Source organism: Rhizocola hellebori (assembly GCF_016862955.1).
In the GTDB taxonomy this organism is placed as follows: domain Bacteria; phylum Actinomycetota; class Actinomycetes; order Mycobacteriales; family Micromonosporaceae; genus Rhizocola; species Rhizocola hellebori.
On sequence record NZ_BONY01000110.1, the window covers coordinates 1 to 15,192 of the forward strand.

General features: G+C 67.2%; 14 protein-coding genes. 9 read left to right on the forward strand and 5 right to left on the reverse strand.

From position 1 onward, the window contains the following. Positions 1 to 368: 368 nt before the first annotated feature. Positions 369 to 1,556: an FAD-dependent monooxygenase gene (locus Rhe02_RS44460; RefSeq protein WP_203914588.1), complete on the reverse strand. Its 1,188-nt coding sequence runs from the start codon at positions 1,554 to 1,556 to the stop codon at positions 369 to 371. Between the two features lie 70 nt (positions 1,557 to 1,626). On the opposite strand from Rhe02_RS44460, the gene Rhe02_RS44465 reads away from it, so the two are divergent. Then, on the forward strand, positions 1,627 to 2,202 hold the full coding sequence (locus tag Rhe02_RS44465) for a TetR/AcrR family transcriptional regulator (protein WP_203914589.1): 576 nt from the start codon (positions 1,627 to 1,629) through the stop codon (positions 2,200 to 2,202). 17 nt (positions 2,203 to 2,219) lie between these two features. Here the strand turns inward: Rhe02_RS44465 and Rhe02_RS44470 are convergent, their stop codons facing one another. Both Rhe02_RS44470 and Rhe02_RS44475 read right to left on the reverse strand, forming a co-directional pair. Then, positions 2,220 to 2,984 (reverse strand): ABC transporter permease, encoded by a 765-nt coding sequence (locus Rhe02_RS44470; RefSeq protein ID WP_203914590.1) that lies wholly within the window; start codon positions 2,982 to 2,984, stop codon positions 2,220 to 2,222. Next, positions 2,981 to 3,946: an ATP-binding cassette domain-containing protein gene (locus Rhe02_RS44475; RefSeq protein ID WP_239124459.1), complete on the reverse strand. Its 966-nt coding sequence runs from the start codon at positions 3,944 to 3,946 to the stop codon at positions 2,981 to 2,983. The genes Rhe02_RS44470 and Rhe02_RS44475 overlap by 4 nt, the downstream gene beginning before the upstream one ends. 63 nt (positions 3,947 to 4,009) lie before the next feature. Here Rhe02_RS44475 and Rhe02_RS44480 point away from each other — a divergent pair, with 63 nt between their 5' ends. Then, complete coding sequence (locus Rhe02_RS44480) at positions 4,010 to 4,753, forward strand: TetR/AcrR family transcriptional regulator C-terminal domain-containing protein (RefSeq protein ID WP_203914592.1); 744 nt, start codon at positions 4,010 to 4,012, stop codon at positions 4,751 to 4,753. On the opposite strand, the gene Rhe02_RS44485 is transcribed toward Rhe02_RS44480, so the two are convergent. Next, positions 4,710 to 5,000: a hypothetical protein gene (locus Rhe02_RS44485; protein ID WP_203914593.1), complete on the reverse strand. Its 291-nt coding sequence runs from the start codon at positions 4,998 to 5,000 to the stop codon at positions 4,710 to 4,712. The two genes, Rhe02_RS44480 and Rhe02_RS44485, sit on opposite strands and share 44 nt — an antisense overlap. A gap of 132 nt (positions 5,001 to 5,132) precedes the next feature. Between Rhe02_RS44485 and Rhe02_RS44490 the strand changes: the two genes are divergently transcribed. Together Rhe02_RS44490 and Rhe02_RS44495 are read left to right on the forward strand one after the other, a co-directional pair. After that, positions 5,133 to 5,990, forward strand: coding sequence for an alpha/beta fold hydrolase (locus tag Rhe02_RS44490; RefSeq protein WP_203914594.1), 858 nt, complete (start codon positions 5,133 to 5,135; stop codon positions 5,988 to 5,990). A 34-nt stretch (positions 5,991 to 6,024) separates the two neighbouring features. Further along, positions 6,025 to 6,204, forward strand: coding sequence for a hypothetical protein (locus Rhe02_RS44495; RefSeq protein ID WP_203914595.1), 180 nt, complete (start codon positions 6,025 to 6,027; stop codon positions 6,202 to 6,204). Here Rhe02_RS44495 and fxsT read toward each other — a convergent pair. After that, positions 6,192 to 8,690 (reverse strand): FxSxx-COOH system tetratricopeptide repeat protein, encoded by a 2,499-nt coding sequence (gene fxsT / locus Rhe02_RS44500; protein WP_203914596.1) that lies wholly within the window; start codon positions 8,688 to 8,690, stop codon positions 6,192 to 6,194. The genes Rhe02_RS44495 and fxsT overlap by 13 nt on opposite strands. Positions 8,691 to 8,849: 159 nt before the next feature. On the opposite strand from fxsT, the gene Rhe02_RS44505 reads away from it, so the two are divergent. The 5 genes from Rhe02_RS44505 to Rhe02_RS44525 all read left to right on the forward strand — a co-directional run bounded on the left by Rhe02_RS44505 (position 8,850) and on the right by Rhe02_RS44525 (position 15,192). Beyond that, positions 8,850 to 10,103, forward strand: coding sequence for a helix-turn-helix domain-containing protein (locus Rhe02_RS44505; protein WP_203914597.1), 1,254 nt, complete (start codon positions 8,850 to 8,852; stop codon positions 10,101 to 10,103). 171 nt (positions 10,104 to 10,274) lie between these two features. After that, on the forward strand, positions 10,275 to 10,889 hold the full coding sequence (locus Rhe02_RS44510; protein ID WP_203914598.1) for a class I SAM-dependent methyltransferase: 615 nt from the start codon (positions 10,275 to 10,277) through the stop codon (positions 10,887 to 10,889). Between the two features lie 241 nt (positions 10,890 to 11,130). Continuing rightward, entirely contained in the window at positions 11,131 to 12,168 is a 1,038-nt protein-coding gene (locus Rhe02_RS44515; RefSeq protein ID WP_203914599.1) for a protein kinase family protein, read from the forward strand. Then, positions 12,165 to 13,262 carry a hypothetical protein gene (locus tag Rhe02_RS44520; RefSeq protein WP_203914600.1) on the forward strand — a complete coding sequence of 366 codons (1,098 nt, stop codon included), beginning with the start codon at positions 12,165 to 12,167 and terminating at the stop codon, positions 13,260 to 13,262. The genes Rhe02_RS44515 and Rhe02_RS44520 overlap by 4 nt, the downstream gene beginning before the upstream one ends. Beyond that, positions 13,231 to 15,192, forward strand: a complete 1,962-nt coding sequence (locus Rhe02_RS44525; RefSeq protein WP_203914601.1) for a hypothetical protein — start codon at positions 13,231 to 13,233, stop codon at positions 15,190 to 15,192. Before Rhe02_RS44520 ends, Rhe02_RS44525 begins: the two co-directional genes overlap by 32 nt.

A 15,192-nucleotide genomic window follows, 5' to 3' on the forward strand; every position in this document is an offset into this window, starting at 1 on the left:
ACCGTGCCCGCGCCGTCCTGCATCCGCCGCCCGGATGCCGCGTTCCGCTCGCGCGGCAGCATGAGTCTGGCAATCTTGGCGACTTATGGTTGCTATAGCAGCCATAAGTCGCCATGAATAACTTCCGCGCCGGTCCGTTGTGGTCATCCGCCGCACCTCCCGGGCGGCAACGCCACGCCCGTGCATGGTCACCCCCGGCGGCTACGCCGCCGACCCGCAGCTGCTAGATCGTCTCCAAGCTATCCCTGGCACGACTGCACTTCGCGAGCACCTACATCTCTGCATCAAGCTGGTGATGCAGAGATGTAGGTGCTCGCCAACACCATGCCCATCCGGGCGACCCCACAAGCGCGACGGCGGCGGTGGGTCTACTTAGGACAGTTGGCTGGCGATGGGTATTCCGGCAGCGCGGGAACGGGCCTGCCCGGTGCGAGGCGTTGCAGTGCCCGCATTATCCGCATGATCGGCAGGCGGGCGAAGGTGTCGCGGATTCGTTTGCCGCCAGCGGTCTTGGGTGCCATGAGGCGGAGGTTGACACCGATCTGCTGTTTCTTGGCGACCAGTTCCCGGTGGCTGTCGCGATAACGCGGGAAGGCGAGCCGGTGGTCGCCGCCTGCCGCCGTGAGCTCGCCGGCCAGCCGGTAAGCGCCGACGATCGCGAGCTCGGCGCCCGCGCCGGAGGCGGGTGAGGCGCACCAGGCGGCGTCGCCCACCAGCGCCACCCGGCCGGTGGACCAGGAGTCCATCTGCACCTGGCTGAGCGCGTCGAAGTAGAAGTCCGGATCGGCCAGCGCGGCGGCGAGCAAATCCTTGACCCGCCAGGAGTTCTCGCCCGCGAAAACGTCGCGCACCAGACGCTTGTGTTGCTCGACGTCACGATGGTCATAGCTAAGCACTTCGGAGCGGAAAAGGAAGTACGCCTTGGCTTGGCTGTGATTGCCGGAGCGGTAGATCCCGGCCATCTTGCCTGGCACGTTGTACATCGTCATCCACCGGTCCTGGCCCAGCGCCGCATCGGTGTCGGCGAAGGCGAAGTAGTGGCCCCGGTGCCGGACATACCGCGAGTGCGGGCCGAACGCCAGCCTCCTTACCGTGGAGTGCATGCCGTCGGCGCCGACGACGAGGTCGAACCGGGCGGTGGCTGCGTGCTCGAAGGCGACCGTGACGCCATCGTCGTCCTGCTCCAGGTGGCGGATGGCGTCGCCGAAGAGATAATCGACGCCCGATTGCGTTGCCCCGTAAAGCAACCCAACCAGATCGCCGCGCATGATCTCGACCGCGCCGGGCTCCTGGATGTCGAGGCGAGCGATGGTGCGGTTGTCGGCGTCGACGAAGTTCATGCCCTGGACGTCGGCGGCGGCCGCACGGACCTGCGGCATGATCCCCATCCGCTCGGCCACGTCCACCGCGTGGTCGCGAAGGTCGACCCCATTGCCGCCGACACGCAGCCGCGGCGCGCGCTCGACCACGGTGGGGCGAAAGCCGTATCGGGCCAGCCAGTGCGCCAGTGTCAGCCCGGCGATGCTCCCACCCGCGATCAGGATGCGCTTGTTCATCGGAGTCCCCCTTGGGTTACGATAACTGAAACACGCGTTCCAGTTAGAGTATGTGGAAGGGGCGTTCCAGATGTCAACTCCCGGCGGGAACCCGCGCAGGGCCGACGCCATGCGCAACAGGCAGCTCGCCCTGGAAGCGGCCACGGCTCTCCTGGCCCAGCCGGGCACCGCTCTCACCGTGGAGGCCATCGCCAAGCGGGCCGGCCTGGGTTCGGCGACTGTCGTCCGAGCCTTCGGCGGCAAGGACGCGCTGCTGGACACCGCGATCTCCGGCCTCCTCGAGCCGGTGGTGCAGCGGGCCAAGACGTTGCTGGAGAAGGACAGCCCCGAGCAGGCCCTACGCACCTTCCTCGGCGAGCTGATCGCTTTCCAATCCGCGCACCACGCCATCAGCGACCAACTGGGCGGCCTTGACCTCCCCGCCACCGCCACCCTTGAAGCAGAACTGGTGCGCTCGGTGGACGAGATGATCGCCGCCGCACGAGCCAACGGCACCATCCGCACAGACCTGGCGCCCGCCGTCACCACCACTCTGATCAGCCAGGCCACCTACGCGATAGCGCGATCGCAACCGGCCTCCCAGGAACTCGCCGACGCCTTCCTCACCGTCCTCATGGACGGCCTGCGCCCCCCAACCCCCGGTTGACCCGCATCACAGCGGGTTCAGGTTCGGCGGCGGTAGGCGGTGACGGCTAGGGGCGCGAACACGGCGATGATGCCGACCGTCCACAGTAGAGCGTGGGTGGCCGCGGCGGTGGCGGGCTGCTGGGCGAGCAGGGCGCGGACGGCGTCGGAAAGCTGCGTCACCGGGTTGACTTTCACCCACGCCTGGAGCCAGCCGGGCAGTTTGTCGGTGGGAACGAAAACGTTGCTGCCGAACGTGAGCGGGAAGATGAGCACGAGGCTGAGCGCTTGCACGGTCTCCGCGGCGCGGGCCACTATCCCGATGAGCGTGCCGATCCAGCACACCGCGAAGGCGAAGGCCAGCAGCAGGGCGGCCGCGGTCAGCAGGCGCGGCGCGTTGGCGCTGGTGCGGTACCCAAGGATGGCACCGAATCCGAAGACGAGCATGACCGCGAGCAGATACTTGATGGCATCACCGAGAATGTGGCCGATCAGCGGCGCCGAGCGGGCGATCGGCATGCTGCGGAACCGGTCGTAGATGCCGTTGCGCAGATCGGTGTTGAGGGCCAGCGCGCCGCCGAGGGTGGCGAACATCAGCGCCTGCACGGCGATGCCGGGGATCACGAACTGCAGGTAGGTGTGCCAGTTGCCGGAAACCGCTGTGCCGAAAAGGAAGACGAACATCAGCACGAAGGTGATCGGCATCAGGATGATGTCGAGCAGCTGGTCGGGGGTGTGCTTGAACCTGAGCAGATTGCGGTGGGCGAGGGTAAGGCCGTGGCGCGTCGCGCGGACCGGGTTCATCGAAGAGCCTCCGTGGTGGCGGGACTGCCGGTCAGGGCCAGGAATGCCTCATCCAGACTGGCCAGGCGGATGCCGATCTCGGCCACCTCGATGCCGGCCGACTCCAGCCGGGTGGCGACCGCGGCCAGGGTGGCGCCCGCGGAGTAGCCGGTGGGTAGCGGCGCGGCGATCATGCCGTCGTCGCTCTCGGCGGCCGCGACGCCGCCGAGGATCTCGACCACGATGACGCCGACGTCACCGGATCTGGCCCGATTCTCGGCGCGCACTTGCAGGGTCTGCCCGCCGACCGTGGCCTTCAGCGCGGCCGGGGTGCCCTGCCGCACCACCCGGCCGTGGTCGATCAGGGTGACGCCGTGGCACAGCTGGTCGGCCTCCTCCAGGTATTGGGTGGTGAGCAGCACGGTGGTGCCGTCGGCGACCAATCCCCGCACCAGCTCCCAGACGTCGGCCCGGGCACGCGGGTCAAGGCCGGTCGTCGGCTCGTCGAGGAAGAGCACCTTCGGCGTGCCAACCAGGCTGGCGGCTACATCGAGGCGGCGGCGCATGCCGCCGGAGTAGGTCTTCACGCTGCGGCGGGCGGCGTCGGCGAGCCCGAATCGCTCCAACAGCTCGTTGGCGCGCTGCTTTGCTTGCCGCGCAGGCAGTTCCAGCAGCCGGGCGACGATGAGCAGGTTTTCGTAACCGGTCAGGGCCTCGTCGACGGCGGCGAACTGGCCGGTCAGCCCGATCATCGCACGCACCCGATCGGGTTGGCGCTGCACGTCGAAACCGCCCACCCGCGCGACGCCGCGATCAGCGCGCAGCAGGGTGGCCAGGATTCTGACGATGGTGGTCTTGCCTGCCCCGTTCGGCCCTAGCAGACCCCAGATGGTGGCGGCCGGCACCATCAGGTCGACACCGTCCAGCGCGACGGTCTCACCGTAGCGCTTGACCAGGCCTTCGATCTCTATCCCATACGACACGCCAAGGTCCTTTCGTACAACGTACGAGGGATCGTACCACGTACGACTAGTACGATGTACGACGTGCCTCCGCGCCATACCCGCGAGCTGATCGCCGCCACCGCGCTGGCGATCGCCGACGCCGAGGGCATCGAGGCGGTGACCATGCGCCGGATCGCCACCGAGCTCGACGCGGGCACGATGACCCTGTACCACTATGTGAAGTCCAAAAACGACCTGATGGCGCTCATGCAGGACGCGATCATGGCCGAGCAGCTGATGCCCGCCGAGCAACTGCCCGGCGACTGGCGGGCCGCCCTCACCGCGATCGCCTATCGCACCCGCGCCATGTTCCAGCGTCACCCCTGGGCCGTCGCCGGCCTGCAAGCCGGCGGTGGTGGCGACGCCGGCGGGCCCCACGCGCTGCGCCACTTCGAGCAGTCGCTGGCCGCGGTCGCCACCACCGGCCTGCCCGCGGCGGACAGGCTCGACCTGATCGCGATGATCGACGACTACGTGGCCGGGTTTGTGCTCAAAAGCGAACAGGAACCCGGCTTGGAATCGGTGCCCCCGGAAGCGGCCCCGGCCGTTACCGACTATTTCGACCGGCACCTGGCCACCGGCGAGTACCCACATATTGAAGCTCTGCTTGGCGAGGGTGACCGGTGGACCGCGCTGAAGCGTGCCTTCGCCGGATATTCGCCCGACGAGCGCTTCGCCCGGGGGTTGCAACGGCTGCTCGACGGCGTCGAAAGGTACATCGCCACCGCGGCTGAACAGCCTGCTACTGGTGGCCGATCACGGCGCCCGCCGCGCCGGCCAAAGTGAGGATGCCGGTGTAGATGCCGAGGGCCGTCAGGTGACGACGCGTTGAGGTGGCTAGCTTTTCGCGGGGTTGCGGCCACCATGGGGGCGGCGTCGCGCGGCGGCGGGCGATCTCGGCGTGCAGGGCCTTGTTGACCATTTCCCACACGTCGCAGCGGTAGACGTAGTCCTCGACCGGGAGCGGGGTGGGGAAGTTCAGTTGGTGATTAGCCAACTGGACATAGAGCTCTTCGTCGGGTATTGCTCTCATCCCGGTTAATGTGAGAATTTCGGGCACAAATAACAGTCAAGCGCGCAAAACGTGCGCCGGACAGACCCCGGCTGGCTGATAGCCAGTCGGCAATCCGACCGCACGCGGGAGAAAAATGCGATGCTCCAGCCTATGACTCGGGCTGGGCGACTGATCGATATTGGCGACTGCGAGCTCTACGTTTCGGTGCTGGGTGAAGGCTTTCCGGTGCTGATCCTGCACGGCGGCCCGGGCCTGGACCATCACGAGTTCGGGGAGTACCTCGACCCGCTGGCCGACCGGTACCAGCTGATCTTCGTGGATCAGCGGGCCAGTGGCCGGTCGTCGCGTCCGGACAGTGCCACGTGGACGCTGTCGCGCATGGCCGCCGACGTGCCCGCGCTGGCCCGGGCGATGGGACTGCCACGCTTCGCGGTCCTCGGCCACTCCTACGGCGCTTTCGTAGCGCTGCAATATGCGGTGGACTTTCCGGGCGACACCGGGCCGGTGGTGGTCTCGGGTGGGTTGGCTTCTTCCCGGTACCTGGAAAATGTCGCTGTTCATCTGGCCACCTTCGAGCCGCGGGAGTTGCGGGAACAGGTGGCGCAATCGTGGGAGCGGGAATCGACGGTGGCCACTCCCGAAGATTTCGCGCAACTGATGCATGACCAGTTGCCTTTCCACTTCGCCGACCCGCGCGACCCGCGCATCGAGGAATACGAAAGGAACACGAGCGAGACCGTCTACTCCCCCGAGATCCTCAGGGTCTTCGCCGAAGCAGGCTACGGCGGGATAGAGGTTGAACACCGGCTGAGCGAGATCGCGCGGCCGGTGCTGGTGCTGGCCGGGCGGCACGACCGCACCTGTGTTCCCGAAGGCGCGCAAGCGATTGCCGACGGGATTCCCGGTGCCCAGCTGGTGGTCTTCGAGGACAGCGCGCACATGACGTTCGTCGAGGAGCAGCCGCTTTACGTGCGGATCGTCCGCGACTTCCTCGACCGCACAACATGACCCGTGCTGGCGGCGGCATGCGATGATGCCCGGTATGGCGGTGGGCGCAAACGCGGGCGATGCGGAACCGGGCGAGGTGCGGCTCGACGATCGCGGCAACCTGGAAGTCTTCGACGGCAAGACCTGGTCGGTGGTCAGCTCGATCTATGAGGGCGCCGACGACGGAATCCGTACCGACCCGGATCCATGGCAGCGACGGGGTTACCGCGCCTGATTGGGCAGGGCCACGGCCGCGACCCGCGCAGCGGTTTCGCGGACCAGCTCACGTGCGGCCGTGACCTCGGCGGGCGGGCCGAAAGCGATCGCCATTTCGCCATAGAGCATCGCTGATCGCAGCGTGTCGATGTGATGCTCGCCGAGCACCTCCTTGCGCCTCTGGTACACCTGCGCCGCAACGGCCAGACCCTCGGCCGATCCGGTCGCGCGGTGGCACGCGGCCAGCGCATAGCCCGATCGCAGGGTGTCCGTGTGGTCTTCACCGAGCACCTGGCATCGCCGCTGATAGGTGTCGGCGTGCAGGTCGAGCGCGAGCGCGGCTTGCCGCATCGCCATCAGATCCAGGCCGACCGCGTAGGCGGAACGCAACGTGTCGGGATGGTCGGCGCCGAGGCGGGCGCGGAGCCGTTCCAGGTTCGCCGTGTCTACGCGCCGAGCCTCGGTGATGTCCCCGGCCGCCCGCAATCCCAGCCCGAGGTTGTGGGTCGAGCGCATGGTGTCCGGATCGTCGTCGCCCAGGATCCGCGTGCGCTGGATCACGATGTGGGCCAAGTGAATCGGGTCGGACCCGGGCTTGAGCGCCCACGAGGCGATGGCGACATTGTGCGCCGCGGTGAGCGTGCGCGGGTCCTCCTCTCCATATTTCGCCAGCATCCGCCGGTGCACGTTTCGGTCGAGCTTGACCGCCTCGGCGTGGTTGCCCAGGTGATAGTGGGCCTGTGCGGCGTGAGCGGCGGCGTCCAGGGTGCAGTCGGCATCGGGGCCGAACTCGGCCTGCCAGCGCCGCATCGCCCCAGTGCTCATCCGCAGTGCCATGCCCGGATCGCCATGTGCCGTCAGGTATTGGGCTAGGTCTAGCAGCAATTCCCGGCACTGCGGATGCGCACCGGCTTCGATGTCCAGGGCCAGCGCGTGCGGCAACAACACGGCATAGTCGCCCTCGGGGTCGGCGCCCCGCGGGTCGCCGCGACGCATCGCCGCCAGCAAAACCCGGCCCGCCTCAGCCAGCTCTTGCCGGCGCGAGGCCGCAATCGGCTCCCTCACAAAGGCTTGAAACAAACCATGCGGGTGTACCCGGCCAGCCTCGATCGCGATCAGGCCGCTGCGCCCGAGGGCGTGGATCGCCTCTTTGACCGCGAGCGGGTCTGCTTTCCATGCCAGCAGGGCTTCACCAGGCAGCGGCGCGGCGGCCATGACCGACAGCAGTTCCAGCAACTCCATGGCCAACGGCGCCGATTCACGCAGCGCCTCCAGCCCGATCGTCCACGCCGCGTTCAGCGAGCGGGGATAGAGGTAGGTCTCACCACGAGTGAGCATCTCGCGGGTTCTGCGGCTGACAAGATCGGTGTACTCGGCGGGGGTGACCGCTCCACTCGCGACGAAGACAGCCGCCTGGGTGAGGGCCAGCGCGATGTCGTCCACCGACGCCGCGAGCGCGGCCAGCTCTGCGGTCGCCGGCGAACCTGGAATATGCATCCGCAGCAGCTGAACCGACTCGTCACGGGAGAAGCGGCTCACCGCAACCGCAGAGGTCGGCAGCAGACCCCAGTCCGAGCGGCGGGAGGTGACGAGCAGATGACCGACCGCCGACAGCGCGATGAACCTGCGCAACAGGTGCGGATCTTCAAGTCCGTCGAGCACGAGCAGAAACCGGCCGTGGCGGCGCAGCCCGGCGAAGATCGCGGGCAACACGGCTTCCGCTTCCGATCTCACGTCGACCCCCAGCGCGCCGCCCAGCAGGGCCAGCTGTGCCGTCATCAACTCGGGGTGCTCGGCCGAGATCCACCACACCTGTTCGTAATCGCCGGCATAGCGATAGGCGAATTCGGTGGCGAGATGGGTCTTTCCGACACCAACTCCACCGGTCAGCACACAGGCCCGGCCGTCCGATTCCTTAAGCGCTGCCGCGATTTCGTGGAGAATGTCCAGTCGCTCCACCGAACGCTCGACCCGGGGCGGCACGTTCCACGGGGACAGCCAGCCGACCGTCCGATATGGACTGTCCGCGGCCGCCTCGGCCGCTTCCGGCACGTAGCGCTGGGTTTCGGCGACCAGCTTGGCCAGGCCGCGTTCGGTGTCACGATGGTCGAGGACGATCGACTGGCGGGCCGCCAGCGCGGCCAGACTGCGCGGCAACCGCTTTCGATCGAGCCGGGCCGCGCCGTTGACCAATACCGGAATGACGTGTTTGCCGTCCTTGAGGGCACGAACAATCTCCAATCGCACCCAATCGGTGCGCTGGCGCAATCGCATGCGTCCGGCCGCATCTTTCATTTCCAGCCAGCGCGGGCCGATCACCGCCACCAGAATGTCGCACTCCTCGAGTGCGACCCAGATTTCCTCAGCCCACTTCGTTCCCGGCTGCAGCGAGTCGGTGGACCGGAAAACCGTGTCGGGACCAAAGCGTTCAGCCAGCGTGCGATAGATCAGAGCGGCCGCATAGGGCTCGTCGCCGTTGCGGAAGTTCACAAATACCACGGCCATCGTAAGCTCACCCGTTCGTGAGATCTCACCGTGCGCGCAAGCCGGCTTGGCAACGGCGGATATCATACTGCTTTCAATGACGATCGATCACTAAGGCATCGATGGTAAGGCAATGCGCAGCTTACCGGTTGATGTGGGGCACCTCGGCTGGAGGGGGTAGTGCCGGTGACCATCTCGCGGGCAACGTTCGGCGCGCGCCTGCGCCACTATCGGATGGCGGCGGGCCTCTCGCTAGGCCAGCTGGCCATAGCGGTCCACTACACCAAGGGCCACCTGAGCCGCGTCGAGCTGGGACACAAAAGCCCTAGCGACGATCTGGTCCGCCTGTGCGAAGCCGTCCTGGGCAGCCGGGGTGAGCTGACCCGCCTCGCTGCAGCCACGCAGCGGCCCAGGCCGGCCGGGGATGCCCACGCCCGCTTCGCCGCGGACAACAGCGCGTCCGACCTGACCGACGAGGTCACCCGCGAACCGTTGTGGCCCTTGCGAAATCGAGCCGTCACCGAAAACGGCGGGGCGGGCCCGGCAGAGCTGCGGGCGATGCGCGCCATCTATGACAATCTGCGGGCGATGGGCCAGCGGATGAGCGCCGCCACCATGACTCCGCCGCTGGCCTCCCACACCCGGATGCTGCTCAAGCTGGCGTCACAGTCATCGAGCGGGATCCGGGAATCGGCGCTGGCCCTGGCCGCACGGTTCGCCGAATACGCCGGCTGGATGGCACAGGAGGACGGCGACGACGCCCACGCCGCCTGGTGGACCGACTGGGCCTGCGAGTTCGCGGCCGCCGGAGAAGATCACTGCTTGGTCTCCTATGGATTCGTGCGCAAGGCTTTGATCGCGCTCTACCAGGGCGACGCCGCTACCACGGTGGAGCTGGCCCAGCGCGCCCAGACCGAGTCGATCAGCGATCGCGTGCGCGGGCTGGCGGCACAACGGGAAGCCCAGGGCCACGCCCTCGGCGGCGACTATGAGCAGTGCCGGCGGGCGCTGGATCGCGCAGCCAGGTTCTTGGGCCGGGTCGACACCAGCGATCCGCAGCCGGTCATCGGCACCACCAATGTGATCGATCCCGTGGCGATGACGCTGGGCTGGTGCCTGTATGACCTGGGCCGGCCGGCCGAGGCGGCCCCGGTGCTGCGCCGGGAGATCGAGCGCATTCCACCGCAGGCGGCGCGGGCCCGCACCCGCTATGGCGCGCGGCTGGCCCTGGCGCTGGCCGGCAGCGGCGAGGTCGATGAGGCGTGTGCCGTGGCTGCGCCGGTGCTGGTGTCCTACGGCAACCTGCAATCCGCGACCATCCGCGCCGATCTGCGTAACCTGGCCGGCACCCTCAACCGCTGGCACCACCAGCGTGCCGTCGCGGTGCTCATGCCCGACCTGAGCGCGGCGCTGCGCCAGCGCACGGCCGCGTAGCGCGCGGGCAACGGGTCACGGACAACACCTCCCGCGCGGCCATCAGCTCCCCGCATCCTGACCATGGGAACGACACGACGCGTTCCGTAAAAAGTCAGGTAGGAGGAGCCTCTGGACCCCCACTTAGAAGGTGGTGCAGACCCGCCCGGCTCGTGGCGGCACGCACCATCGGTGGCTGAGCATTGCGTCGATCTGTTGCAACAGCACAGGATCGGGCGCCTGCTCGACGCCGGCGGCGGCGACGGATATCTGCCGGCCTATCTCCACCGGCGGATGGCCTCCGACGCCGCCGCTATCGACGCGACCGTCCTTGATCACGATCACCGTGTGCTCGCGCAGGTTCCCGCGCCAATGCGAACGGTGTGCGGCCGCCTCGAGGATCTGGACGCCTCGACCGGGCAGTTCGGCACCATCCTGCTAAGGCAAGTCCTGCACTATGTCGTCTGTCCCGATACCGCATTGCGTACGCTCGGCCGCCGGCTGGAATCCGGAGGCGTCCTCTACGTAGGACAGATGGTGGCCCCCGATCCAGCGTCAGCTGATTGGCTCGGGAATTGGGCCAACTGGATTTCCACGACGCGCCTGAGAGTCTGGACGCCGGATTCATTGTTCGACATATTCTCCACCTCCGGACTACTTACCGAGAGGGCGAAGCTGGTGCCATATTGGCAACGGCTCGCCTCGGCGGCCGGCGCATCGCCACCGCGATCGCCTGTGCTGGGGCAGGATTCGCCAGGGTTCGGCAGGATCCACTGGCTGCACGCCACACTGCGAATTCGTAGCTGAACAACGCCATGGGTTGCCCATCACCGACACCTTGGACAACGGGCAACACGTGCATCCGCACCGGTGCTGTGGGCAGACTGAAGTCGGCCCAGAACACCAACTCGGCTCGACCGGGCCACCGTTTGGGTGAGCATGTGGGCACGGCAGACCAATGTCCGGTCCGGTTGCCTCGTGGTTACATCGGCAACTACGTTATCGGCCCAATATTTCCATGTCATGATGTTGTTGGCTGAAGGATTCAATGGCTGAACAGGACTTCTATTTATACGAGCCCAATCGCAAGGGTGATGGACGCCAGAAGCGAGTCATCGACATCGAGGGAGACGACCGAACGATCGACGGCACCATCCTGCGCCAGCATGGGCGGTTGTTGGTGAGCAACGAAACCGTATTGGTGCAAACGGCCACCACCGCCAAGGATGTGCGCATCCTGCGACACCTCACGAGCATGGGCGAGTTGCTTTTGCGTGGCCGCAGATTGCCGGACACCGTTGCCCAGCTGATCGGTTATGACGTCGACAGCGACGAGAGAGCCGTGGTGGTCACCGCCACCCGCGGCGACGCCCTGGCCACGCTCAACGGCGAGCTGCCCCTGCGTGGTCCGGCGGTGGGCCGCGCCGTGTCAGACCTGTTGCACTCACTGGATTTCCTGGCATATCGCCAGCTCGTGCATGGCAACCTCAACCCCTTGACGGTGCGCTGGGACGGATCCTCTTTGCAGATCGGCGAGCTGGAACACCTCACGATTCAGGGCAGCAACCGCACCCATCAGGGTGTCGCGCCGTGGGCGTCACCCGAACAGCTGGCGGGAAGCGGAAAGACGTCCTGTTTGGACGATGTGTACAGCGCCGGCATGCTGATGCTCCCGATGCTGACCGGCGAGCAGCCGCGTCTGGAGGAGCTTGCCGATCAGGTGAGCCGGCAGGATGTGGCGCTGCGAAAGGTGCTGCGGGCCGCGCTGCTCGACCGGATCTCCGCCGGGCGGATCATCGATCTGATGAATTTCCCCCGTCAGACGGTCGTCATCGACCCTCCGAGCACCCGGGAAGCAGGCGAAGCGCGGCGCCAATTCGGCGAGCTCACCCAGCGCCACAACGCCTTCCTGCGCGCCTACTACGCGCGACCCGTCGCCACGTCGGAGTCGCCATACAACTTCATGCCGCTGCCAGAGCCGGTGCCCCGCAAGGGGAACGGGCTCAGCGCCACAGCCAAGTGGATCCTGGGTCTGGCGATCCTTGCCGGGCTGCTGGCGATTGCCTACTTCGGGGGGATCCTGTGACCCGGCCGGGGCCTGTGCCACCACCGGCGCGCTGTCCGAACTGCCTGCAGAACGTGGTGTGGGCGAGCACCGAGGCCGTCATCATCAACCCGGACGGGTCGGAGCAGCCGCTCGTCCCCCGTACCGCACAAGAGGACCACACCCAGTTCGCGGCGCGCTCCATGCGCGCGGTCAGGGTGTGTCCGGGGCCGGGTGACCGGCATTATGTGCCCTACCAATACGGCGACTACGGCGAACCGATCATCATCGGGCTCATCGGCGAAAGCACCGTCGGCAAGACCCTGCTCCTGACCGCGATGCTCGGCCGGCTGCAGAACGCGCCCTGGCTGGACAGCATCGGTGTCCAAATGCGACCGCTCGACGCGGCTCTGCACCAGCGCTTCGCCGCCACCCACCTGGAGCCCTTCCTCAAGAGGCGGGCGGTGCTCGACGCCACCCCGCTTCACCAATCCAGTGTCGAGTTCACCTATGCGACCACCCTGCATCACCGCGACGGCCGCCCCCCGGTCGCCATCGCCTTCTTCGACGTTTCCGGCGACCGCTTACGGGATCCGGGTCCGCACAACGCTTTCCTCTCCGCCGTCAATGCGCTGATCTTCGTGGTGGACTCGACGACCATCAGATCCGCCGGCGAGCAGGGTCGCGCCGAGACCGGAGACTCCACTTTCGAGCTGGTCATAGACCAGCTGAACCGAAAATATCAATATCTCGACCAGCAATTCCCGGATCCGTTCATCCCGATCCCGGCCGCGATCGTCGTCGGCAAGGCCGACCGGCTGACCTACGACCGCGACGAGCCGACCAAACGATGGTTCGGCGTGGGCGACGACGACCTCGAGCTGAGCACCATCAGCGAGGAAAGCGCTGACGTATATGCCTTCCTGGCCAGCCGCGGTGGGGGTGCCTATCTCAAACCAGCGCTGCGGCTCGCCCCGGTGACGCTGCACTACGCATCCGCCACCAATTGCCAGTCGGCCGACGGCTTCTTCCCGAGCCGCAGTTTCCGGCAGCGCCGCGTGCTCAAGCCGTTGTTGTCGCTGCTCGTGATGAAGGGTGTGCTCGATGCTGGGCAGCTGGGCCAACTCCATGGATGACCGCTCGGGCACGATCCATCAGATCTGCTTCTACTGGTCCGAGCAGACGCTGACCGGCGGCAAGGGGGTCGGTCCGGTGGCCGCGTCGCTGGCCCTCGACGAGGTCGCGGTGTGGGAGAAGCGATTGCAGCCCGTGCTGTGGGCTGCTTTCGCGTCGGCCGAGGACATCAAACCGGGGCTCGACCTTGTCTACGTCACCCATGAGGGTGAGGCGGCCGTGCTGCACCGGCTGCGGGCCAACGATCCTAAGGACCGGCCTTCCACTTTGACGCATTGTCTGCTGGGGAAGGTGACCAGCCTCACCGCCTGCGACGCGGTGGGGCTGGCGGGCTGGGAGTGGATCACCGATCCGGAAGCGCTGCCGCCGGACGGCAAGCTGGATCCGCTTTACCGCTCCAGCCTGAGCTCAGGCATCCAAAGCCGGCTGGGCGGCATTCGCATGCAGAGCGACGCGCAAGCCGATGGCCTGCTCACCGATCTCGTCACGCGATTACTGGCCGAACCCGGTACCCGGATATCGGTCATTGATGCCACAACACCTGGCACCACAGTGGTTTGCGGGCTCACCGAAATCCTCGACCGGGCGCTGGCCACGCAGCTGACGTTCGCCACCCGAATGGAGACCGACACCGCCCTCGGCCCACAGGTGATCATGTTGGATCGCCAGCCCGCGATGTCGATGAGCGCGGTGCAGTACCGCCGGATCCGCCCCGGGGATCGCACCGGCGTGCCCAGCGATGTCAACGACTTCGCCACCGCCCTCGTGCACACCTACCGCAGCGGCGGGCCGGCCGCCATCGCGGACTGGATGCCCCCGCAGCCGGTCAGCACCGCCGCCGAGATCGTCACCTGGGTCGACGGCAAGCGGCTCGGCCCGGGCATCTACGGCTCGCCAATGTCGCTGCTCGACCGCGTGATGCGCGGCGAGGCGTCGCAGGCGGACCTGGCCTTCCTCGCCACCCCTGATGGCGCAAAGCTTCTGGCCGGCGTGGTCGCGGACCTCCCGGACACCGACCTGATCGCGCTGCTGAGCCGCATCGATGAGCTGACCAGTCTGCCGTCCTTCGGCGATCGGCTGATTTTCGAGGCGGTGCTGCGCTGCCTGGCCACCGCCCACCTTCCCCGGCGCAGTTCCGAGCTGGCCCGGGTGACCGCCGCCTGCCGGCCTGCGCCCGCGGCGATCCACGAGGCGCTGCAGGCGGTGCTGCGCAACGCGGATAGGCACGACCCGGCCGACTTCCATCGGGTGTCGCGCTATGCCGTCGCCGACTACCTCGGGCTGCCCTTCTCGCCCCAGATCGTTCGGGAGCTGGGCAACGTGTCGCTGGTCGGGTTGCTGCAGGGGGCACAGCTCGCGGCCGGTCAGCAACCCGCGTTCGCGCATCGGATGCTCGAGCTGGCGGCACGCCATCGCCACCTCAAGCGGGACAGGGAAAGGCTCTTCCTGCGGGGCATTCTGTTCCCGCGCGGCGTGCTGACCATCACGGTGGAGTCGCTTCTGCAAGCTCCGGACGCCGACCCGGTGACGGTCTATCGGCTCGCCGTCGACATCGCCTTCGGGCGGAAAATCCGCTCCAGCGAGCTGCTTGCCGAGGTCAGCCAACTCCTGGAGATGCTGGGCCGGCGCACGCCACCGGCGCTCGAGTCGGCGATCGAGGAGTCGGTCGACCGGCGAACCTATGAGTGGCAGCTCATCGCCGCCCTCATCCACCACAACCGCAGGGCCCGCATCGAGCAGGAGAGCCAGCGGCTCTACTACCACCACGTCGGCATGCCGCCCTCCCCTGCCCCGATGATTCCGGCCTCGTCCCACCGAACCTCCGACAAGACCGGGCAGCCGCTCATCACTGCGGAACATCTGCTGGTGGTGTTGCTGGTTTTAGCCTCGGGGGTGCTGGCCTTGGCCCTCATTCTCACCACAGGACGGTGA

Excerpts from the sequence above, each read along its gene's own strand:
- Rhe02_RS44460 (WP_203914588.1), bottom strand. The coding sequence starts at position 1,556 with ATGAACAAGCGCATCCTGATCGCGGGTGGGAGCATCGCCGGGCTGACA.
- Rhe02_RS44465 (WP_203914589.1), top strand. The coding sequence starts at position 1,627 with ATGTCAACTCCCGGCGGGAACCCGCGCAGGGCCGACGCCATGCGCAAC.
- Rhe02_RS44470 (WP_203914590.1), bottom strand. The coding sequence starts at position 2,984 with ATGAACCCGGTCCGCGCGACGCGCCACGGCCTTACCCTCGCCCACCGC.
- Rhe02_RS44485 (WP_203914593.1), bottom strand. The coding sequence starts at position 5,000 with ATGAGAGCAATACCCGACGAAGAGCTCTATGTCCAGTTGGCTAATCAC.
- Rhe02_RS44490 (WP_203914594.1), top strand. The coding sequence starts at position 5,133 with ATGACTCGGGCTGGGCGACTGATCGATATTGGCGACTGCGAGCTCTAC.
- Rhe02_RS44495 (WP_203914595.1), top strand. The coding sequence starts at position 6,025 with ATGGCGGTGGGCGCAAACGCGGGCGATGCGGAACCGGGCGAGGTGCGG.
- fxsT (WP_203914596.1), bottom strand. The coding sequence starts at position 8,690 with ATGGCCGTGGTATTTGTGAACTTCCGCAACGGCGACGAGCCCTATGCG.
- Rhe02_RS44515 (WP_203914599.1), top strand. The coding sequence starts at position 11,131 with ATGGCTGAACAGGACTTCTATTTATACGAGCCCAATCGCAAGGGTGAT.
- Rhe02_RS44525 (WP_203914601.1), top strand. The coding sequence starts at position 13,231 with ATGCTGGGCAGCTGGGCCAACTCCATGGATGACCGCTCGGGCACGATC.